We start from the raw sequence: 22,869 nt of genomic DNA on the forward strand, positions 1-22,869 counted from the left end.
TCGTCGGGAATGCGGTCGATGCGGCGTATGGCACAAAATTTGGTCCGTTCGGACCTCATACGGTTGACGGACGCGGGCAAGGAAGCATCCCGCTCGCAACGACGTGCGAACGCGTCAATCGCACGATCGCCGGGTCACCACCAACTGGGCGGTCGCGGCGGTATGCGCACTACTAGGGTCACCCAACCGCTCCCCAAGGGTTCGAGCCGCCAGTTCGGGCGGGAGCGCCGCGGAAAACTTCAAACCTGCAAGTGCCATCGCGGACACGTCGGGTTGCCGCCACTCGATCGTTTCAAGTTCGCGAAGTAGATCACTGCGGCTGATGCCGGGCAAAAGCCGTAGCGATTGCTCGTCCACTCGTTGGCGGGGATCGACCAAGCGTGGCAACGACGCCTGCAGTGTGCGGTTTGCCGCAGTGCCCGCCCACGTCCACCATCGGCCGGTCCCTTCGTCGGGCAACACCGCCACGAGACGGTTTGGGTCCACAAGACCACGGTAAGTCTCGCGAAGCTCGGCAACTGCGGTCTCCGCTCGCCGCGTCAGTGTCACTCCGTGAGGGTCTATCCCTATAAGGACCTCACGCATGCCCCTGGCGACGTCGAACGACACTGGACTACCAAATCCTGACCACTTCGCCCGGCCACCAGAGGCTGCGGGTTCGACGAAGCAGCGGTGACGTTGCCAGTCGACGTGCGTCACCGTCCACGATCGTCCACCGAGGAGCAGCACTCGCGGCCCTTGTACCTCCTCCACGAGGAGGTCGATGCCGATGCTGCCGACTTCGTTACGGCCGGCGAGGACGGTGAACTCCGGTGGCGCACTGAACACTGCAGTGAGATCAGAGAAGTAGCGGCGTCCAAAGCGGCGTTCAGCTTCAGGCCCGATGTGGAGGAAATCGCCATCGCGTTCGAAGTATCCCTCGGCGGCGAGATAGTTCATGATGTCGTCGGCAGTCTCGTCGAACACCGGTAGCGTGCCCCACCAGTCGCGCCACGATGACCGTCCGATGCGATGTTCTTGGAGGCAGAGCGCCATCATCTGTTGCGCGGCAATGTGCCGTGGAGATGGTGGCGGCATCACCGGCTCCACCCAGCCACGTGCCCAACATGCCAGCATGCCCAGCGCAAGGAGCTGCTGGTCGTGGTCGATGCAGAGGAACAGGCAGTTGCGAATGCTGCCGGGCCGTCGACCGGTGCGCCCGAGCCGTTGCAAGAATGACGCGACTGTGTGTGGCGAGCCGATTTGGATGACGCGGTCGAGGTCGCCGACGTCGACACCGAGTTCAAGGGTGGAGGTGGCAACGATGACCGTGTCACGGGAGTCGGCGAACGCAGCTTCGGATCGCCGCCGTTCCGCTGCCGACAGTGACGAGTGCGACAGATAGGTATCCACTCCACGTTCGCGCAACGCTGCGCCGAGTTCTTCGGCGCGGCGACGCGAATCGACAAATACCAGTCGCTTCTCGCCGTGGTGGAGAGACGCGATGACAGTGGCCGCGTTCTGTAGCGATCCGACGTGGTCGACGGTGATCTCGGGCGCGTCGGCAACCTGTAGAACCTTTGGCGCGACCACCGTTTTCGGGCGTCCGGTGAATCCGCCTTGGAGCCATCGTAGAAGGTCGTCGGGGTTTCCAACGGTGGCCGACAGCCCGATGCGTTGCAGAGGCCGGCCGGCGAGTCGTGACAGACGTTCGAGGACTGCCAGCAAGTGCCATCCGCGATCGTCCCCGGCAAACGCATGCACCTCGTCGACGACGACAGCGCGCAGGCCGTCGAACAGAACCCGGGGATCGACCTTGGTAGACACCAGCATTGCTTCCAGCGATTCTGGGGTGGTCAGTAGGATGTCGGGCTGTTCGCGCAGAATCCTTTGCCGGGCCGAAGGTCCCACGTCACCATGCCAGACGTCGGCGGCACGCCCAATCCACTGAGCATAGGCGTCCAGTCGCGGCTGCAAGTTGTTGAGCAGTGCCCGTAGAGGGCAGACATAGAGCACTGACACGCCTTGCCACCCCTGCTCAGCCATCGCAGAGAGGAGCGGGAATGCGGCTGCCTCCGTTTTTCCCCCGGCGGTGGGCGCCAACACCAAGGCGTCCTCTCCAGCGAGGATTGGGCGGACGGCCGCAGCCTGGGTTGGCCGTAAGCCATCCCATCGCAACGTATTTGCAAGGTGATACTGGACGCCGGGGTGCAGCAGATCAAAAGAGTCGAGGCTCATCGCAGATCCAGGTCGATGTCGTCGGCAGAGAGTGCTTCGCGCTCCACGTCGGACAGTTCGCTATCGCTGATCGTGATTTCGTAGTCCGCGTACGGATTGAAGTCCGGGTGCAGGTCGATCACGTCGAGGACATCGACAAGTTTCCGCAGGAACAGTCTGGGCGCAATACCCACTTTGCCGCCGAGTCCGCCGGCGACCGCGGTGGCGAAACGTCGAAGGAACGCGTCGTCGGCGGTGGAGCGAATGCGATCGGCCGAATCAATCCCACTGCAGTACAGTTCGCGGACCCGGCCGCCCAGCTCGACGAGGCGGTCGACGTCGAATCCGGTCAATCGAAGCTGCGGTGCGCGTGGGTTGTCGAATCGAGGGTCGCGGGAGAAGTCGGTGTGAAGCCGATCAGCCAGCGGGGGGAGTAGTTGGATGCCCTGCCGGCCTTCGAAGAAGGCGGGGGTTCCAGTGATGAGTAGATACAGTCCGGGGAAGTGGCCGTCGTGAACTTCGTCGACCAACTGCCGCAGCGCATTCAGTGCCTTTGCGCGAGCGTCTGAGCGAACGCGTTGGAGGGTTTCGACTTCATCGAGGACGAGGAGCAACCCGGCGTTGCCGGCATCGGCGAGGATCGCGAGAAGCCCCCGCAGGAACCCCAGCGCCAGATAGTGATCGAGATCGCCTTTGATGCCCGCACGGCGTTTGACCGCCGCTGCCACATGGGGCTGTCCGCCGAGCCAGGCGACGAGTCCGTCCGCGGCATCGTTGTCGCCGTCGGCGATCATCCTTCGGTAGGCACGGATCGCCATCGGAAAGACCGGAGCGCTCGTTGCGACAGCGGCCAGTCGTCGTTCCAACAGATCGTCGACGCCCACGCCTTGGGTAGCGGCGTCGTCTTCGATGGTAAATAACCAGGCGTCAAGGATTGGGCGCAATGCCGAGGGTGGAATGGACGCGGTGTGCAGTGACTCGATGCTGCGCCGGTAGACGGTTTCCAGTTTGTGCAGCGGGGTGTCGATCTCATTGATCTGAACCTCGGCGACCGCGAATCCGCGTTTCATCGCGCGGTCGGCGAGCCAGCGGGCGAAGAACGTCTTACCTGAGCCGTAGTCGCCGCGGACCGCCTTGAACATGGCGCCGCCTGCGGCGACCACGTCCAGTTCTGCATCCAGCTCAGACTCGAACCGCCCCAGGCCGACCGCCAGTTGGTCCAGACCGTTGGCCGGAACTGTTCCGCGGCGCAGAGCGTCGAGGATCTCTCGCCGCCGGCGCGGGGACACTGCCGACGTCATGGGTCGATCCCGAACTGCTCGCGCAGCATGTGCTCGTCGAGGCGAACGACGGGACCGTCGAGGGCCAGAACTTCGTAGCCTTCGACGTCGAGGACACGCTTGACTTGCAGCAACGCGCCAGTCACTCGATTTTCGGCGAGGCCGAGAATCCCTGAAGCCTGAGCGAGGGTCAGTTCCTGGGCAGGAGCTCGCAACAGCGCGGCCACAAGCATTTCCACCTGGTCGGTCGTGACAACGATGCGTCCGGCGAGCCGCCACTGCGATGCGAAGACGCCACTCGCGAGAACCCGTTGTGCAAGAGGTACTTCCGTGACGGGCGCCGAAGGTTCTTCCTCATCAAAGAGTGTGGGTGTCGCGGTCTTCGATGTCGTCGGTGGTGCCTTGGCGACAGCGGAGTCGGCGGGTTCGATGGCTACCGGCGTATGCCACCAGGCGGGTTCGACGATGCCGATCGGTCCCAGCGCCCGTGGACGGTCGCCGGTGTACAAGGCGATCACCGGAACGAGGGCTTCGGCCGGGGTGCCGCCTCCGTGATATCCGGCGTTGACCGGGCCATAACGTATGGTCTCGTCGACGGCCAGCACCACAGCTGAGTCGTCGGTGAGGACCCGTGGCCCGCGGACGAGCACCTCCCCGTCGTCGACTGCGTCGAGTTGTCCGTGGGCGCGCTGTCCGTAGAGGTTGGTGCGATTGAGCTTGACCGAGTCGCGGCGTTCGATGATATGGCCGTGGTCGGACGTGATGACTACCGCACGCCCGGCGCGTTGTGCAGCCCGTAGGAGCGCGCCGAGGTGGGTGATAGTTGCCAGCGACCAGTCGGTGCCGCCAGGATCGGTGTGGTGCAGGGTGTCGTCGACGTAGTTCAGGACTGCCGCGACCAATGGTCGTCCGGTCGGATCGGCGATCGCGTCGGCGACGTCGGTGGCCAGGTCCGCCCCGGCGGGCACAGAATCGAGAGCCTTCTTGTGGAAGATGGGATCACGACGGCCAGCCGCTGCCTCGAGGCCGGTGTCGCGCAGCAGGTCGAGGAAGCCGGCGCGTTCGGCAACGTCGGTGCCGGCGCGCAGCTCTCCGCACAGCAGTGAGCATCGGCTGCGCCCGGTCAAGGTCGGTAGGACCGCCAACGCGCCCGATCGCTGGGGTGAACTGCCCACCGCGGCTTCACTCCACCCTGCCTGCTGTGCTCCCGCGACGACACTGATTGCGGCAGCTATTGATAGCGCGTCGACGACGACTAGCAGCGTGGGCGTGTCACGTGCAAGGGGGACGACGATGTCGCGCAGAAGGTTCTCCACCAAAATCCCGGTTGGGTGCTCGGTGCGCGCAAGTGCAGCGGCGAATCGTCGATCATCATTGCGCCGCAATGATGTTGCCTGACCGATGACTTTGGACACTGCTGTCGCGACGCCACGATGATCGACACCACGCCGTGCCGTGATGAGTGCGGAATCGACCCAGGCGCCACATCGGACGTGGTGGTCGGTGAGGGCGTCGAGATCCCCATCGAGCTGGGTGTAATTGGTGAGCCAGCGCAGCAGTCGTATTGCTGCCTCGGCGCCTGTCATGGAGGCGTCGCCGCGAGCGAGTAGGTGGCGCGTGATGCCTTGCCATGCTGCCTCGGCCTCGATGACGGCTGCTGTAGTTGGGCTCAGCGCGCGGTCGGGCAGTGCGCGTTCGATGGCGTCGGCCAGTGCATCGAACCTGGCTTCCAATCCTTGGGGTAGGAGCTCGGAAGACCGTGCGAGCTCGGCAATTCCGAGAGCGTCAGCGTGTGCTGCCGCTGCGTCCAAAACAGTTCGTCGGCTCGGCCCATCCAGCTGCCCTACCACGAGGCTCGAAGTGTCGCGTGCCCACGCGGTTAGGTCCGCGGTGGATAGCGTGCCAAGCCCGTACCGGCCGAGGAAGAGCCCACGGCCAAGTTGCGTGTCGGTGCCGTCGGTGGCGACCAGTCCGGCGATGAGCCCGAGTGGTACCAGATCGCCGATTCGCCCTCCGACGAGGAGCGCCGCTACAACACGGTGGAGGCGTCCGGCCGATTCGGCCAGCCAGGCGGTGATCGCGAGCGTGACTTGTGGACCGCCTACTACCTGTAGGTGTTCGAGGTCGTCGGCGACATCGTGTCGCAGGCTCCATTCGAGGATCGCCAGCCCATCGATCTCGACGTGAGGATCATCGGTGATGCGGAGCGCGCCGCTTGCCAAAGCGGACATGGCATGTGCGCGGGTGAGGACACCGCCCGGCGCGGGAGTGACGGCAGTGGTCGGGACGGCGGCGAGTAGTCCGAGGGCTAGGGCGCGATCATCGGGCACGCGATACAGGGCTGGTTCGATGGTGGTGGCTGAGAACATCGATCGCAGCGCCGCCCACGGATCGGGCGTCAGCAGCCGGTTATCGATGAGATGCGCAAGTACTCCGTCGCCGAGTTCCTTCTCGTCGACGGGTGTGAGGATCACCAGCCACTGATCGTCGAGACGGGATTCAATGGCCTCCCAGACCGAGAGGGTCGACGGGCAAGCCACAACTGTCACTGGCACGCCGTCGTGACTGAACGCGCTATCGCTCCATGTCGCCGACGCGCGCAGCCCGAGAACGCCGCTGCGATAGCGCTTGTCGACGGCCTGCTGAAGACGAGCGGTGATGATCGGCTTGGTCGCGGTGAGAGCAGTCACGGCGACCACCACCGCACGGTGATCGGAGAATCTGACTGAGACAACGCTTCGCGCAGCGACTCGACCAGTTTGTCGACGTCGGCGGCATTGCGTATCTCAACCGTGCGGGTGCTTGCGGAGTCAGCGGCTCCGGCATGTTCCGCGGTTGCGGGTTCCGCCTTCTTGTCCCCGATGCCGGCACTATCAGTGTCGCCGCCACTCTGGTGGGCCTGCTGGCCGGTCACGACCCAATCGACGACGCTGCTTTCGACCTTGCCGATTTCGTCGGCGAGCGATCGTCCCGGAGTGGCGATCAGTTCGTCGAGTCGGCGCACTATGCCGCGCGCGGAGTCTCCTCGTTCACCAGATGCTGACTTGCCCGCCAGCACTGTCTCGAGGAGTCGCCATTGGAACTGCCGCAGCGCCATCGCGTCGCGGCCGGCATCGGCACGCAACTGGCCTGCGGTCTGCGGTGCTACCGGGAGTTCCAGCTCTGCCAGAGACGCGATCAGAGCGACGTTTCCGCTGGTCGTACCCAATCGATCGACGAACTCAGCGATGTCTCGGACGACAGAAATTCGATCGGTCTTGGTGATTTCTAGCTGGAGTGCACTGTGCGCCGCGGCGAGCCGGTCGGCGACATTCTGAAGGTCGGAGCGATTGTCGGCGGCCTTGGTCCGCACCGCCTGGGCGAACTCGGCGACGTTGGCCCCGGTGAGGAAGGTCTTGGGCATGGTGTAACCAAAGAGCTGGCTTGCGTGCAGACGGGCCTTCTCCCATGCGGTTGCGTCCGGAAGCTCCTCAGCCCGCATCTCGATGCTCTCACGCAGCGACCCAAGTTTGAGGTTGCCAACTGGCGAGCCCGCTTCAAACCACGCACGTTTACGCAGCAACGCCCACGCTGAAACGATGAGGTCCCGTGCCTCTGGACGCAGTCCCCATGCTGGAATGACAGCGGTGATCCTACTTTGCAGAAGTCCGACGGTCACCCGATCCGATTCGGCTGCTGCACGATCGAGCTCGCCGGCCCAAAATGCGAAGGTGTCCTCCCCGAAGAGGTAGTGATCTTCGGTAGCTTTGCCGACCTTCAGCGGTCCGGCGATGCGCTGAACCGCTTTACGGTCGACTCCAGGAAGTGTCGGTACGCGACCAGAGCTGTCGGTAGCTGCCTTCTCGACGTAGTTCCGGAGAATCTCGTATTGACGGAGGGTGACCTCGTCGTCGGGGTTCGGGAACTGCGGATGCGCCGGGTAGATTGCGCCGAACGCCTGGTCGATTACTTTGTCGAAGGCATCTTGCAGCGACACGGCTGCGGGCAACTTGGGGCTGAAGTCCTTGCTCAGTGAGATCAACACCTCGGTGTGAGCGGGATCGTCGACGAACAGTTTTGGATCGGCCGCCTCGATGCCGTAGGCCTGCCGCAGGAGGAGGTCGAAGGAGGTGAGGATCCCGCGGTGCAGGTTCTCCAAGATACCGCGGGCCTGCGCCCGGTCCGACGCCGAAAGGTGGTCAGAATTCTCTTGCCACCGATCGCCACTGCCGGTGAACAGCCAATCCAATTTGACCAGCATAGCGAGATCGTCGAGAGCTTTGGCGGAGAAGAACTTTGGTAGCCAGGCGATTGTGTGACGGTCACCGTTGGACAGCAGTCGGTCAATGCGGGCAATGTCGTCGGCTGCAGAAAAGTTCTGCTCGTCGAAGGGATAGTCGACGATCAGCTTCCATGTCCCGGGCCGATTGTCAAAATTCTGTTCCGGGATCGACCCCGCATCGCGAACATTTCCGAACACGACGTCGACCTCACGTCGCGAGCCGCGCCAGATGACGGTGCGTGTTGCCGCCCCGGCAAGGTCGTCCTGTTGGGTTCCCACCCCCAGCGCCGCGTGGACGAGTTTACGGATCAAGACACGGCGTCGCCCCGAATTGTCCTCGGCGCGTATCCGTTCCAACACCGACTGGTAGTCGACGTCGGAGAGCTGCACCCGAATGATCGGGTTGGAACCCTCGGATACCGTGATCTCGGGTACGTCCTTGGCCCAGTCTCGCACCACTCCGAGTACCACGCGCACTTCCCCGCCGCGCAGTTTGGATTTGATGGATCCATGGTTGAGAGCCGCCAAGCGTGAGGCAGTGATATCTCGTAGAGCTGGTACTTTGGGTGCGACCGCCGACAGTAGCAGGGTCTTGGCAATCCGTTCGTGCGCGCGAAAGCCGGCTGGAACCGAGACCGGATCGTCGGTGAGCTGTTCCTCAGTCACCTGGTGCGCACGCATCAGAATCGGCAACAGTTTGGTGCGATAGAGATCCGACGCCGCGGTGAACATCGTTGCCGCATGCGAGTCGATGGGGACGTTGCCCTCAACGATGTAGTCGAATGCATCACCTACCGGGATCAGATCGGCGATCGTGAGGGTGTCTCGGCGGTCGACGAGCATTCGTTGCATCACTTTGAGAGCGGTGCGCTCACGTTGCATCACTGACGAGAGGTTTCGCAGTGTAGCCACCAACGCCGGCGAAAACGGATAGGTGAGCCGGAACTCCCGCTCCGATGCACCGCTGTGGTCGTCCGAAGTGTTCATCGAGTCGCGCAACACGTCCCACACATCGGGCGTGCGGGTAACTGCACGAAAGGCTTCATCCAGCAGAGCCTCTCCCGCCGCATCTTTGGGCTTGAGGAGGCGGGCATGAGCAACCTCGGCGAGGTTGTCGTCGCCGAGAGCTATCTCGCGGAAACGCTCCTTCTGGTAGTGGAAGGCGCGATCCAGCGCATCCTGCTCGGCGCCGGACGCCCCGGCATCGGCGAACCATTTGCGAAGGTCCATCTGGCGCGACACAAATGACACGACCGGAATCGAGCGACGGGTGCCCGAGGACTCGACGAGTTTGGTCAGCTTCTGTGACTCGCGCGAAAAGAACTCGCTGTCGAGAACCGAGAACGCGAGCCACAGCACCAGCTCATCGAGGAAAAGAACCACTGCGTCGTAGCCGAGACTTTTGGCGTGATCGGTGATGGCAACCAATCCGCGGTCAAGATCGACATAGTCGGCCTGTTCTACGAACGAGCCGAAGTAGCTGCGCACCAGTGCAGAGACGAGGGCTGTGCGTTGGGGACCCTCGGGCGACGCAGCAACGGCAGCGCGGTAGGTGTCGAGGCTCCAGCTGTCTCCGCCCAGGACGGCACCCCACGCATCCGACGAGCCGGATGCGCCCTCAGCACCGCCAGTCAGGCCCGCCAGAAAGGCCTGATCTCCCATCCGCTCGCGGAGCTTCTCGGCGTCGGCGATGAGGGTGTCGGTGACGTGTACCGCGGGCAGCGGTGCGTCGGGATGCAAACGTGCGATCTGCCGGAGGTAGCCGCGGAAGATGGCCTCCTCGAGACTTTTTGCGCCCAGCAGGTGGTACGTGAGCCGCAGGACTTGCTTACCACCCAACGTTTCATCGTAGTGGCCAGTCAGCTTGGTGTACTGCGCCGTGCGGGCCGCCGGATGATTGCCCAACAACGCGTAGAGCACGGCCATGAAGTGGGACTTACCAGAACCGAAGGAACCGGTCAGAAAGGCTGCGCGAGAGGTCTTGTTATCGATTGCGTTGGCTACCAGATCCATGGCCGCGACGAAGTTCTGTTGCAGTGATTCGGTGAGAACATAGTCCGACAACGTTTGGCGGATGTGGGTGTCGTCGTCGGTGCTGTCGGATAGGCGTAAGACGTAGTCGTCGGCGCCGGTGCGTTCGGGGATGTCGATGACGTCGCGCAGCAAGGTGCTCACGAGGTTGCCTCCGTCTTCGTTCGTGTTCGCCGACCGCGGGTGGGGGCTGGTGGCCGCCACGCGGTGAGGTCGTCTGGGCCGACACCCAGTTCGGTGCTGTGCGCACGTAGGACTTCGTCGACGGTGTCGGCTACCGATTCCCCGAACTCTGGGTCGATCTCGCCGTGCCATTGCCGTACCCACGGAAGTAGCTCGGCCAGGCCGGCGAGCATGGGAACCAATTTGTCGGCGCTGGATTGATCCCACCCGTCGGTGGTGATCCGCTCGTCGATCAGGCCAGCCAGCGCGAGAGCCTGCTCGGCGTGATCCCAGCCGGCCCAACCCAGCAGTATCGTGGGGTCGGAATCCCGGCCGGCACCGGGATAGGCGATGAATCGTTCCTTGGGTACGTCGAGCTTGCCGCGTCGTGCCCAATAGGAAGTCTTCACGAAGTCCGCAGGCTTATACTTCGGCGGGACAGGGATCGGGGCGCTGAGCTTCTCGCCGGCGTCCTCCCGCCGCTGAAGCTCCCATGTGTATTCCCACGCCTCGCGTTTGATGAGCCCTGCTGACTTGTAGCGCAATGCCGCCAGATAGGGCACACCTTCGTCGTCGAGCAGCTTGCCCAGAGCGGCGCCGGTCGAGACATCGGGGTTACCCGCCCACAGCCGCAGCACGCGCCTAAAGTCTTGATCGCGATCGAGCCGGTCAGCGAGTTGCGCGACGCTGCGTGGTGTCGGATGCCCATCCTCGAACCACAACTCGCGATCCTCGACCCGGTCCAGCAGCCAATCGCGCAAAGCCTCGGTCACACGCTTATCCCACGGTTCGATCGCCCAGCGCCGCTTGTGTTCCGGCTTCTCCAGCAACCGAATGCCAGGATTCGATTCGATGACGTCGAGACGCCGCTGTACCAGATCGCGGTAGTCGGAGGGCAGATGTCCAGGGATTTCGGTTACTGGTGTTGAGCGGTGTCGCTCGAACCATGCGGTGTGTTCGCCCCCTGCCACGGCGCTCGCCAAGGCGATCTCGAACGCTCGCTCGCCCAGCGCGATCCCGGGAAGCTCACCCCGATAGGCGAGATCGTCATCGATGAGCCCGTACAGCCGGTAGCACTCCCAGTCCAACTCTTCCTGATGGGCGACCATCAACGCACGCAATCGTTCCGACTCATCATGCGCCGCGGCGAGAACGTCAGCTGTCGGTGTTTCTCGTTCCGCCACGGCAGACGGCGCATACTCTGACAGCTCCCAGGCGAGAGCATCCATGGTACGGGCACGTGCCAGTGGATAGACTGACGGTAGCGGAAAGTCCTTCACCGTGGTGCCGCTGAATTGATAGAAGTTTTCCCATGGATCTAACGTCGTTCGCGCACCGCTTTGGTCAACTGCGCTGCCTTTGTTATGGCATTTCTGTTTGAGCCAGAAGCACGCCACCGAGCTGTTCAACACCCCAAGCAGCCGCAGATGGTCGTCCTCGCTTGCCCCCGCTGGCAACTTGATCACCGGCGCCGTCTGCTTGAACACCTTCCCGCCGCGGTCCAGGACGAAATGGTTGTGCGTTGCGACTTCGGCGAAGGTGATGGAGAGGGGGGAAGTCCCCTTGTCCTCGGGAACTTGGTGCCATTCATACCAGGGACGTCCGTCGCTAAAGTATGTCCCTCTGCCAAACGTTGCTCGATTGCCCAACTCGGCACGCACTGACCATAACCGTTTTTCCATGTGGACATAATGATCGAGCTTCTGTATTTGATGGCCCGCGGAATACGGGAAGAATGCCGAATAAGCCGGCATGGCAGCATAGTCACGAACTTCGTCTCCCTGTACCAGGGAAACGAAGCCAGAACCTATATATCTCTCCGATCGTGCAAGGTTGAGAGGGATTGTAAACGCATCATCCGCCCCCATAACTCCGAAGAATCCGATACGGACTACCTCAACGCCGACAGCGCGAGCGCCTATTTGGTCGATCCCGTTGAGCAATTCCACCGCACCGCCACCGGACAGGCTCCATGGGTGTTTACGCAATGTGGCGCGATCTAGGTCGGTAACGCTGATCCAGGCGTCGTTGAAGGTTGGATCGTCAATGTGCTCGACAATCGAGGACCAGACGATGCCTTTGGCTGGATCATCGGGTCTTCCTGGTTCTCCCCGAATACCAAGTACGGCGCGAACACGTTCGCCGACGGGTGTTCGGTTGCGTCCCACTAGGATTACGGTTGGGGTTCCGTGGCCCGGGATGTATGCCCCCGACGTGTCGACGACCTGCCGAAGGTCGCGAGTGGTGAGGAATTCCTCGATGAGTTTGGAACCGAACTCGCGCTTCATGAAGGAGTTTGAGGTTATTTGTCCGACCCATCCGAATTTTCCATCGGTTCCGCTCCTCGCGAGATCGAAGAATATTTCCATGAAGGGAACAGTCAATGCATACTTGCGGTGGCATGTTGAGTAAAGTTCGCGGTACGTCTTATTGAGTGCTTTGTCCTTTACCGTGATGTACGGCGGGTTACCCACCACCACGTCGTGTTCGCGCTGCAGGATCGACTTCAATGCTTCCGCATCTTCGGTCACGAGAGCCATCTGCTGTTGTCCCGCCGACCAGAGGTCGTCACCAAGTGCCTGCTGACGCGCACCCCATAGCAGCGAGTCGCCGGCCGCGAGGTTGAGGTCGATGTCGATCATCTTCTCGATCGATTTGTCGCCGCTGGCTGCGAGCGCTTCGACGAGTAGCCGGAACCGGGCGATCGCGACGGCAAACGGATTGACGTCGACGCCGTACACCGATTCGAGTGCTTTCTGCACCAGTACTCGGTCGCCGAGTGCTGGGGCTTCACGCTGCCAGCGTTCCAGCAGGCGGTGAAAGGCTCCAATGAGAAAGTGTCCGGAGCCGCAGGTGGGGTCGATGACGGTGAAGCCATCGAGGGGGCGTTCGTTCAGTGCGGGTTCGAGGGTTTGATCGAGAATGAACTCTTCGACGAACACCGGGGTCTGTAGGAGTGCGTAGGTCTTCTTCGCGAACTCCGAAATGTCCTGGTAGACATCGCCGAGGAATCGGGTGTCGACGCCGACGAAGCTCCAGTGTGGTTCCCCGGAATCGTCTTTGTCCCACCAGAATTCGAGGAGCGCGCGGGCCGCGTCACCTGAGGGCGCCACCTGGTGTAGCGGTGAGTGGTGTTCGACCAGACCGCTCGTGGCGTCGCATTTGCCGAAGTGCTCGATGATGGTTTCGAGCCATTCGCGGTCGGTGCGTTCAGGATGCTTGGCGAAGTAGGCGCGGCGGGCGTCGAGTGCTTCTTGACGAGTGTCGGTGTCGGGTCCGCCGATCCACGCCGTTGAGACAAGAGCGTTGTCTTCGCAGTAGCGCGCAAAGACAGTGAGCAGAACCCAGGCGACACCTGCTTGGGTGACGCGCTCGTCGCGCCATGCCTGCCAGGAGGCGGCGGTTCGCTCGGCGGCGAGAGCTTCAGCGTGTTCGGCGCGCCAAAGTTCAGCCACGCCTTCTTGTCGAGCGCTGATGTCGGCGCCGTCGACACGGGCACGTAGATCGTCTTCCAACAGGGCCAGCTGCTTGCGTAGCGCCTTGACCAGCTCAGCTGCCTCGAATGCCACCGTCATACCTTGCTTTCACTCGATTCATCAGACGACTCGGCACGATCGGCCAGGGGCGTCCACACAACGAATTGGCCGGGCGAACCCAGCTGGATTGGCCTTCCGTCGACCACTGGGCTCCGTTGGCCACGCAATTGCGGCACGATCGCCCATAGCGGACGCTTGCGTGGAGCTGACAGGTCGCTCAACTTTGCCAGCGCGTCCAGATACCCGTATCGGGCCAGTGGAGATAGTTCGGTAAGCACCAATGGCACGGAGTTACGAGCGGCGTCGCCAAAGACCAGTCCGTCGAGGCGCGATCGGATCTGCGGCATCACCTGATCGAGCACTGCACGTAGGCCACGCGCGTCGCGGGTGCCGGGCTCGGCTGCGTCGGCGCTCTGGACCAGGCTCCAGGGCAATCCCTTGGTCTCAGCGAATTCCCGCATGGAGTCGACAATTTCGTCTGTCACGTCGACGATCTGCCCGCCATGCTCGTCGGCAAGGAAACGTGCCACCTCCGTGTGATCGCCGGGGCGGTATACCGGAACGCCGATGACCAGAAAGCCGTTCTCCCGCAGTGATGTCGCCACGGCGCCGTATTGCACCCGGAGATCGCGGGCGGACCAGACGTGTGTGTCTTCGTCAGGTTCGCTTTCACGCTGGGTGGACTGTCGCGTGTTGAGCGATGTCTGGCTTGGTGGGCTCTGCGTCTCATATCGGAAGTGCGATCCGTCCCAGGACAGACCGAGCCCGGCGCGTTCGACGATTGGATCGAGATGGGGGCGGCCCGGAAGTCTGTCGAGCTCGGGAAAGCGGGCGGCGACGCGCGCTCGGACCTCTGACGCGCTGAGTTGCTCAGTTTGCGCTAGGCCACCCAGTGCCAAGCGGACCGCGAGTGCGGGTTCCATGGTGCGCGAATGAAGTTCGCCACGGCCCGACATCGCGGTGAGCTTGGAAGTGGCAGCCGCCAGCCGCACCAATCGGGAGTCGCTCGGTACTGGAACTTGCGTCTCGGGGCCGGCTGCCGTGCGGTACGCGCGAGTGAACGCCGACGTCAGCTCTCGCGTTGCGGTGGCTGACGGCACCACCCCGTCCTCACCACCCTGTGAGCGGCTGGTAATGGCCACCAGTTCATCGGCACGTTTGGCTGCCGCTTCAGCGCCGGCGAGCAGTAGCTCGTTCTCGGCGACGAGGGCGAGGCGCCCGCCGTGTCGTCGGCGGACCATATGCCTTGCGCCTTCGGCAGTTTCATGCTCGGTCAGACGGTCGTAGGCGACACGAAGTAATCCGGCTGCGGCACGTTCATTGCGGGCCCGCGCGGCGACATCCGATGGTGCCGTTGGCGGCTGAGGCAACCGACCGCGGATCTCTGCCGTAAGGGTTGATACCGCCACGACGCCACCGGAGTCACGCAACGCCGTATCAGCGAGGTCGATGATGGCATCGAGCAATACGCGCGTCTCATCGTTGTCTGCCCAGTCGGCCTGCAATTCCTTGAGGAGCTGGTGCCCGCGGGGCAGCGTCTTGTTGAGCGCCTGCGCAAGTTCATGTCCACTGGCGAAGGCGTCAAGTCCGTCTCGCGTCCCAAGCAGGAGTTCCGCGGCATGGCGACGCGTGCTGGAACGTCCCGTCCGCACCGCGGCGAGGAGCTGGGCAACGGCCTCGTCCAACCCAAGGAGAGCCTGCCCGGAATCCGATGCTCTGCGAGTGTTTTTCGCGTCGAGACGTTTCACCCACTGTTGGTAGTGATCGAGGATCTCGCGGCGTGTTGGCTTGGCTTCCTTGGCCACCAACCGGTTCAAGCGAGTCGAGTCGAGCGCGAGCAACTCGCCCACCGTGGTGACCTGTGCTGCCGCAAGAACGGACAGTGCGCGAGCGCTGAGGCCGGCATCGCGGAGCGTGGTGGCCGCGCTGATCTTGGTTGGGGCAATGGGTTCGGGTTTGGGCGCCGAGTCCAAGTCGGTGAACACGCGTCGCCACGCGCGAAGCATGTCTTCGGCGGTATCCGGCCGAGTGGTGGCATCCCGGGAGAGGGCAGTGGTGAAGAAGGCGGTGAGTCCGCCCGCGACCGCCGGATCAAACATCTCGGCGCTAATTGTGACGTCGTCATCGATGGCCGCGGGGTTTGCTTGCGGATCTGTTCCATATCGGGGTGCCTGGCCGGTGGCCATTTCGAACAGAACGACGGCGGCCCCGTATCGTTCGGCAGCTGTGTCGTATTGGCGGCGTCCGGCGAGTCCGAGGAAGGGATCCAAGTAGGGCGGAGTGCCCGCCTCGATGTTGCGCGGGTCGACGCCGGCCATGGAAAAGTCGAACATCATCAGATGCGTATCGGCGCGGTTGCTGGACGCGAAAACCCCCAAATTGGATGGCTTGAGGTCGCGGTGCATGACGCCGGCCCGTTCCAACGCAACGAGGGCTTGCAGGAGGTCGGCACCCCAACGTTCCAGCAGGTCGATGGAGAGCCGACCGCCCTTGGCGGAAAGCTCCTCTGCCAGGGTGGTGCGCCCGGCGTATTGGATGACCAGAGCTGCGCGTCCGCCGACGACTTCTTCGGACGACAGCTGGACGATGCGGGGGTCGTTGAGCTTTCCGAGCAGTTGAGCCTCGGCGTGCAGCCGTGTCGCAGCCTCATCGTCGCGGGCCACTTTGAGGACGCGCTCGGCGTTGCCGGCGCGCCGGTCGACCACCAAGATCCCGACTGCGGTGGAGCCTGCTCCGAGCCGTCGCCTGTACTCGAAGCGACCGTCGGCGAGATCATCGCCGGGGCCCGCTTCGAGAGGGTCGAACTCGCCCTCGGGTTGCGTCAGCTGGCGACGTACATGCTCGAGTTGCTCAAGGAGCTCGGCGATAGTGCCGAAGCGGTCAGCCGGAACAGGGTTGGTGGCGGTGAGTACCCAGTCACGCAGAGCGGAGGGCACCTGCGGCATCTCCGCCGCAAGATCGAGTCCGCGGTCGCGACGAAGCCGGTCGATCAGTTCACCGCGATCTGTGGCTGGTTGCTTTGCTCCGGCCAGCACGTAGAACGCGAGCGCTCCGACTCCGAAGACATCGAGACGAGCCGGATCGGTGGACTTCAGGTCTTCCGGCGCAGCGAAGAGTCGTGCCTGATCGCTCAGCGCGCCGGCCATCAGGCTCAATGCCCCGGCGGTGAGGCGAGTGACCCCGGCCTCGGCATTCGCCGGTAGCACCCCGGCGGTGTCCCAGTCGGTCACTTGGGGCAGCAGATTCTTGCCTCGGGTACGGATGGTGATGGCGCGGGGGTTGAGGGTGCGATGGACGACGCGATGTCGGTGCGCGTACTGGATGATCTCGGCGATCTCGGAGATCAGCTCTAGCTGCCGGTCGATGGCCAGGCTGTTGCGGTTGTCTGCCAGCCACAGGTCGAGCCGCTCGTCGTCTTTCGACTGCGCGAATACCAGACCGATTCCGAGTTCCGGGTCTTTGACCACGTCGACGGGCACTTGCAGACCATCTCGGCGCAGGCGTGCCAGTAGTCGGTACTCATGCTCGACTGCGCGGGCCTGTGCGTGCTGATCTGTCGTGGTGGCGCCTGGCCTCGGCAGGTAGAAGCGGATGCGGGCGTGCCGCTCGGCGTCCACATGATGGAATGCAGGCCAGTCCTGCCAGCCCTCGCCGTCTCCGAGTGGCTCTTCGTCGATGACCCACGATCCGACTTCGCGCTGCCGACGCGGGACCAGTCCGATCGCTTTCATCAGGGCGGCGATTACACGAGACTTCTCTTCGCTGACGGCGCCGTGCCTGGCTGGTTGCAATAAGCGTTCGCCGATGCCGGGCAGACCGCTACGACGTTCGTTGCCGTCGAATCCGTAGAGGTTGATGCGTGAGCTGCTAGGCAGTTCGCAGACCAGGTCAGGGTGGTGCAAGAAGACCAGTTCTTGAACGTAGGGCACGGCGCTCGCTGCGTTGCGGTCGCCGGTCTTCTCGACGATCCGGTCCTTGAGTAGCGACTTGAAGTATTGGGCTTTGCGTCTGGCAAGCAGAAGCGGCGAATCTTCCGAGCGGTTGCCGGCGCGCTGCCACACGTGGTCGTTGCCCCGAAGGACGCCCTTGTAGTACTTGAGCTCGATCAGGTACAGGGTGTCGCTGGCGAGAACTAGGAGGTCGACCTCATGCCAGCGGCCACGGTTGTCGCGGAACTCGAAGTTCGACCAGGCCCGAAATGGTGGGCCATCGGGTAGGAGCTGCTTGACGTACTCGAGGCCCTTCGCCTCATGGTCGAACTGCGATGGCGAGATCTCGACCCACCGCTCGTCCTGCACTGCAACCTCCGTGACCGCACCATGTGTCCGACTTAATCTAGCGCCACGACTGTGGCGTGACAGATCGGGTCTCGTGACTGTATCTGTCAGGTCTGACGATCACACGGTTCCGTGTGATCGCGGTCAGAGCGGCCAGGTCGACCTGCCACCTTTGGCAGTCCGACACCGGGCTTCCTACCTACACGCCCACGCTGCGCTCACCAGCTCGGGGCAGTGGGTCTGTTGCCGCGTCTTGGGCGCGTGTCGTACCCGCATCAAGAGCAGCGCGGCGGTGGCTGCGGCTCGGGTTACGTGCGAGTCTGAAAGAAGACGGTTCAGCACCTTCAGATTGGGGAAGTCGATAAGAAAGTTGTCTGGACCGGAGTCGCGGTATTCTGCAGCACGGATCTCACATCCAGGGTGTTGTCGCTTCATGCGGATATACGCGGTTTCTGGGTCGGTGTCTCCGTAGAGCTCAGTGCCGTTGACCTGAACGAATCCACTGATATCGCCAGTCTGCAATTCCTTGAGTATGACGAATGTCTCGACAAAGCCGACCGATAGACACCACAGTGTGCGCCAACGAGCGGAAGGATCACCGCGGTAGGCGTTCATTGGCGGGCTGATGTTCCAGTAATGCACTTCGGTTGCATTGGGGAGAGGAACGCAGTGACTTAGGTACCGCTCGAGCAGTCGGAACGCATGGTGACGCTCGTCGCCGAGTAGGCGAGCGACGTTGTTGAAATTCTTCTCGGAACCAGCGAAAGCCGTTGATGTTAGCTCAAGTTTTCGTCCGTAGCGCAGATCGTCGGCATTGCCGGCTAATGGTTTCGCTAGCCAGTCGGCCTGCTCGTTCGTCGAAAGCATCTCATCCAACGCCGCTGTACCGACGATTACGGTCATTTGGGACTTGGTGCGCGCGTGCAGTCCGGCCCACTGAGCGGAATGGATGAGACGGCTTTCTTCGTGGAGTAGATGGCGTAACACGTCAGGCGCGTTGGTGGCCGCAGGGTCTGCCTTGATCCGGATGCTAGCGGTGTCAGGATGATTCAGCAGGTGCTGTGCCAGTCGCTGATCGATTCTGATCGACTGGCCGACGTAACACTGGCCATCGTGAAATTCGAGGAGGTAGTAGCCGGCAGAGCCTTGGCCCTCCAAATCGAGAAATGCTTTGACGGACTTGGGTGTCGCCGGCCGTACCTCGTGGGAGAAATCATGGTCGGCGGCCCACTTGCGAATCGCCTTCTGCCGAGCGGCGAGCTCGGCTTCGGTAGGCGGTGGGGGAGGGGTAAAGACGATGCTGGGACGAACGGGCTGCGAGCCGACGCCGACCACCTCGTCGACTCCCGCCGCCAAAGTCCACGTCGGTGCGACCGCCAATGCATAGTCGGTGAGTGTCTCGGGCGAGCGCTCCATGATCGTGCTCGCTTTGGTGAGGAACCCGGTGCTGTTCGGATCAAAGTCCCAACTGTCCGGCTCCGCTTCTGTCCACAACGCGACCGCGACGGGCGGACCGGGAACCGTACCGAGCGCACGCTGAATCGGCTTGTCGTAGAGGTGGTCGCTTCTGGGCGGATCAGCACGCAAGAGAATCTCTGCGCGGCCGTCGTGCGCTGGCGGAATTGAATACGTCACGCGCACACGCCAACCAGTGGCAAGGAGAGTTTGAACGAACACAAGGACGGGCTGATGCATCTGGAACAGCTCCGCGTAGTAACCCTCCTCGTCGGCCGCAGAGAGAATCACGTGGTCAGTCGGCTTCAGCGAGTCGACGCGGTACGGCCGCGGCGAGAGAAACGCCGGGGACAAGGCGCTGTCTTCAGAGGATTCAGCCGCCGCGCGCGTGGCAGGTCCTTCGTCAGCCAGCTCGCTCCACTGGTGACCGTCGAACCGACACAGACGCTCGAGGCCGTCGCGGCTCTCGACGCATACCTCAAGCCCATCACCTGCCTGCTCGATCCAGGCGGTGTGGTCCACTCCGGCGAGCACAAACGCCCACGTAGCGTCGGCGATCATGTCCGCCAGTAACGGCGTGAGCTCAGTGGTAGTTGTCGCCTCGTCCGCGAAGTGCATTTGGTGGTCCTACCTATCCGAATCCCAGCGTAGGAGCGAGACTTTAGCGCTCACCGCGTCGGTATGTGGTCGACCTCGCGTGTTTCGAACCGTGAGGGACTTCCGGCGATTCGTTTGTGGCCTCACCCAGTTGTCGTTGGCAGCAGCTAAGCTCTACTCCGTAATCCGCTTCGGCCCGACAGACGCGTCTCGATGACAAGGCTCCAACCCGAGCGGGAAGTCCTTCGTGTCTTCCTGGAGCCGCTTTGTTGTATCGGGCCTCGGTCGCTGGCGTGCGCGCGCAGCTCACCGCCAAGACTCTCGTTCCTACGTTGACCGAGCAGCACTACTACGAGTTCGGCTATCACCCGTCGCCGGGTGAGGTGCGGTCGTGGGAGCGGAGCCTCGAGGTGCTGGTCGGCGATCTCGAGGATGCCGGGCTCGGCCGCGTCGAGATGCTCATCGAGTACCGGCTTCCGCTCACCAGCAAGCGCGCCGACGTCATCTTGTGTGGTCGGCACCCGGCAACGGGGGAGTCGTCGTACGTCGTCGTCGAACTGAAGCAGTGGACAAAGGCCAACGTGTTGTCGGGGACCGACGACGTGGTTCTGCTCGACGGGGTCGCCGAACGATTGCATCCGGTCGAGCAGGTCAGCCGCTACTGCACGCACCTCGCCGACTTCCTCGCCACCCTCGGTGGCAGCACCGATCAGCTTGCCGGGGTTGCCTACTTGCACAACGCCACCGACACGGCGATCCGCACGCTCTGGGAGATGCCCGAGACGCAGACCGGCCGGTTGTTCACCGGCCAGCGGCGAAGCGAGTTCCTGACCTTCCTCAAGTCGCGGATCTCGGCCGCCAGTGGCACCGAAGCTGCCGATCAACTCCTCAATTCGGCGGTCCGCCCCAGTAAGCAACTGATGGCTTTGGCCGCCGACGAGGTGCAGCGTCGCGAGCAGTTCGTTCTCCTCGACGAGCAGCAGATCGCCTACTCGAAGGTGATGCGCGCCGTGCAGGACGCGACCCGATCGAACACCAAGCGGGTGGTGGCGGTGGTCGGCGGTCCGGGATCGGGCAAGTCGGTCATCGCGCTCAGCCTTCTCGGTGAGCTGTCGAGGCAGGGCCGGACCGCGGTGCACGCGACCGGGTCGTCGGCGTTCACCAAGACGCTCCGCAAGATCGCCGGGGCCCGGGCGCCTCGTGTGCAGAAGATGTTCACGTACTACAACAACTTCATCAATTCCGAACCCAACGATCTCGAAGTCCTGATCTGCGATGAGGCACATCGCATTCGCGAAACTTCCACCAACCGGTTCACTCGTGCCCTCGACCGGACCGGTCGCCCACAGGTCGAGGAGCTCATCGACGCCGCCCGCGTCCCGGTGTTCCTGCTCGACGAGGACCAGGTGGTCAAGCCGAGCGAACGGGGCAGCGTCGAGGAAATCGAACGCGCCGCACGCCGGATGGGCTGTGAGTTCGAATGTGTGCGCCTCGACGGGCAGTTCCGGTGTGGCGGAAGCAGTGCCTACGACCATTGGGTCAGGCGGCTCCTCGGCCTCGAGCCCGGCGGCCCCGTCGTGTGGGAAGGTGACGACGCATTCGACGTCACGCTCGACGAGGCTCCCTCGGCGATCGAGCAGAAGCTCGAGCAGATGCTCGAGTCCGGATACTCGGCGCGCATCGTGGCCGGCTACTGCTGGAAGTGGAGCACGCCCGAGACGGGCGAGCCGCTTGCCGACGACATCGTGATCGGCGACTGGAAGCGTCCCTGGAACAATCCGAAGCCCACGAAGCACGGCGACGCGCCCGGCCGTGAGCTCTGGGCCACCGATCCTGCCGGCTTCCATCAGATCGGATGTGTCTACACCGCCCAGGGATTCGAGTACGACTACGGCGCCGTCATCTTCGGACCCGACTTCGTGTGGCGATCAGGCCACTGGGAGGCACGTCCCGAATTCAACTTCGACAACCAGGTCAAGAAGGCCGACCACGCCGCCTTCGATCGGGCGATCCGCAACACCTACAAGGTGCTCCTGACGCGTGGGATGCGGGGCATGCGGATCTACTCGACCGATCCGGAGACGCAGGAAATGCTGCGTACGCTCGTGTCGGCGCGTGACGATGCCTAGAGCTCGGGCGTCCAAAGTACCGACGCGGTACGACGACCCGATTCCGCAGGCCGTGTCTGAGGGGATCCGTCGGGCTGCGTCACGGGCAGAGTCCGTGCAAACTGTGTCTCTGGCGGAGTTCGACGTCTTCCGCGAGCGGATCGAGAGTTGGGACTGACGGCGATCGTCGGCGGCAAGGTCAGAGACTAGACCGAGCGTACTTCCAGATGGCGTGGTCCAACTTCGTGGCGTCAACCCCGCGTTCCCTAGCAATCGCGACGATTATCTCCCGAGCGTCGCTCGGTGAAACCGTTTGACCGAGGGCTGCTTTCACGAAACGAAGAATCCACGTGTCCGCCTTGACGTCTGGTCTGCCGAGGAGCATCCCGAAGTAGGCCCACGTGACAGGGCCGCACCCCTTTACGGCGAGATATGCCTTTCGCTGGGCATCTGAGTTGTCGAGGTCCTCGGCATGTTGAAGGCCGGCCTTGCAGAGCTTCGTCGCTGCGTCCACGACGATCTCAGCCTTGAGCCGCCCGCTCGCCTTCGCATTGTTCTGCACTATCTCGGCAAGCTTTGTCGGCGCGACCGCCGCAAGAGCGGCGAGGTCGTCGGCTCGCTCGCCGTGGCCCGACCGCGACTTCCATTTCTTGACGACCGCACGGACGCCGGAGTTCTCACTGCCGTATCGAGCTTGAATCGAAAACACGGCGTCGAGCAGCGCCGCTTCGATCTCTCCGGGCCACCCTCCCGGCCAGGGCGGAAGATCAAAACCGATGCGGTCCGCGATGAATCCGTCAAGCGTGGAAATCTCGTCTGCCATCTTGCTGCTTCACCAATCTACAAATTGAATCGTGCTCGACCCGAGGGTGCCTGCCCACCGTATTGGGGCTCTTCGAGGTTAGCCGGGCACTGCTCAGCAATGGAATTGGATGTTGGCCCGCTGGGCGCGGGTGCAGTGGAATC

Annotated in this window: 9 protein-coding genes; 1 reads left to right on the plus strand and 8 read right to left on the minus strand. The window is 63.1% G+C overall.

All coding sequences use genetic code 11. The features are described from left to right. Nucleotides 1-114: 114 nt before the first annotated feature. From ACPXB3_RS18175 to ACPXB3_RS18205, 7 genes are all read right to left on the minus strand, one after another. Entirely contained in the window at nt 115-2,217 is a 2,103-nt protein-coding gene (locus ACPXB3_RS18175) for a DEAD/DEAH box helicase (RefSeq protein WP_425728919.1), read from the minus strand. Beyond that, entirely contained in the window at nt 2,214-3,497 is a 1,284-nt protein-coding gene (gene brxD / locus ACPXB3_RS18180; protein WP_425728921.1) for a BREX system ATP-binding protein BrxD, read from the minus strand. The genes ACPXB3_RS18175 and brxD overlap by 4 nt, the downstream gene beginning before the upstream one ends. Next, entirely contained in the window at nt 3,494-6,166 is a 2,673-nt protein-coding gene (pglZ, locus tag ACPXB3_RS18185) for a BREX-2 system phosphatase PglZ (protein ID WP_425728923.1), read from the minus strand. The genes brxD and pglZ overlap by 4 nt, the downstream gene beginning before the upstream one ends. Then, complete coding sequence (locus ACPXB3_RS18190; protein WP_425728925.1) at nt 6,163-9,912, minus strand: DUF6079 family protein; 3,750 nt, start codon at nt 9,910-9,912, stop codon at nt 6,163-6,165. Before ACPXB3_RS18190 ends, pglZ begins: the two co-directional genes overlap by 4 nt. Then, a complete protein-coding gene (gene pglX, locus ACPXB3_RS18195; protein ID WP_425728927.1) occupies nt 9,909-13,505 on the minus strand; it encodes a BREX-2 system adenine-specific DNA-methyltransferase PglX in 3,597 nt (1,198 codons plus the stop codon). The genes ACPXB3_RS18190 and pglX overlap by 4 nt, the downstream gene beginning before the upstream one ends. Next, nucleotides 13,502-17,764, minus strand: a complete 4,263-nt coding sequence (gene pglW, locus ACPXB3_RS18200) for a BREX system serine/threonine kinase PglW (protein WP_425728929.1) — start codon at nt 17,762-17,764, stop codon at nt 13,502-13,504. The genes pglX and pglW overlap by 4 nt, the downstream gene beginning before the upstream one ends. Before the next feature lie 174 nt (nt 17,765-17,938). Then, nucleotides 17,939-19,816: a GIY-YIG nuclease family protein gene (locus ACPXB3_RS18205; protein WP_425728931.1), complete on the minus strand. Its 1,878-nt coding sequence runs from the start codon at nt 19,814-19,816 to the stop codon at nt 17,939-17,941. Nucleotides 19,817-20,127: 311 nt separating this feature from the next. Between ACPXB3_RS18205 and ACPXB3_RS18210 the strand changes: the two genes are divergently transcribed. Beyond that, nucleotides 20,128-21,924 carry a DNA/RNA helicase domain-containing protein gene (locus tag ACPXB3_RS18210; protein ID WP_425728933.1) on the plus strand — a complete coding sequence of 599 codons (1,797 nt, stop codon included), beginning with the start codon at nt 20,128-20,130 and terminating at the stop codon, nt 21,922-21,924. A 178-nt stretch (nt 21,925-22,102) separates the two neighbouring features. On the opposite strand, the gene ACPXB3_RS18215 is transcribed toward ACPXB3_RS18210, so the two are convergent. Beyond that, nucleotides 22,103-22,726 carry a hypothetical protein gene (locus tag ACPXB3_RS18215; RefSeq protein WP_425728935.1) on the minus strand — a complete coding sequence of 208 codons (624 nt, stop codon included), beginning with the start codon at nt 22,724-22,726 and terminating at the stop codon, nt 22,103-22,105. Between the last annotated feature and the right edge of the window lie 143 nt (nt 22,727-22,869).

This window comes from Gordonia sp. DT219 (assembly GCF_049847065.1).
Taxonomy (GTDB): domain Bacteria; phylum Actinomycetota; class Actinomycetes; order Mycobacteriales; family Mycobacteriaceae; genus Gordonia.

Excerpts from the sequence above, each read along its gene's own strand:
- ACPXB3_RS18175 (WP_425728919.1), bottom strand. The coding sequence starts at position 2,217 with ATGAGCCTCGACTCTTTTGATCTGCTGCACCCCGGCGTCCAGTATCAC.
- brxD (WP_425728921.1), bottom strand. The coding sequence starts at position 3,497 with ATGACGTCGGCAGTGTCCCCGCGCCGGCGGCGAGAGATCCTCGACGCT.
- pglX (WP_425728927.1), bottom strand. The coding sequence starts at position 13,505 with ATGACGGTGGCATTCGAGGCAGCTGAGCTGGTCAAGGCGCTACGCAAG.
- ACPXB3_RS18205 (WP_425728931.1), bottom strand. The coding sequence starts at position 19,816 with ATGCACTTCGCGGACGAGGCGACAACTACCACTGAGCTCACGCCGTTA.
- ACPXB3_RS18215 (WP_425728935.1), bottom strand. The coding sequence starts at position 22,726 with ATGGCAGACGAGATTTCCACGCTTGACGGATTCATCGCGGACCGCATC.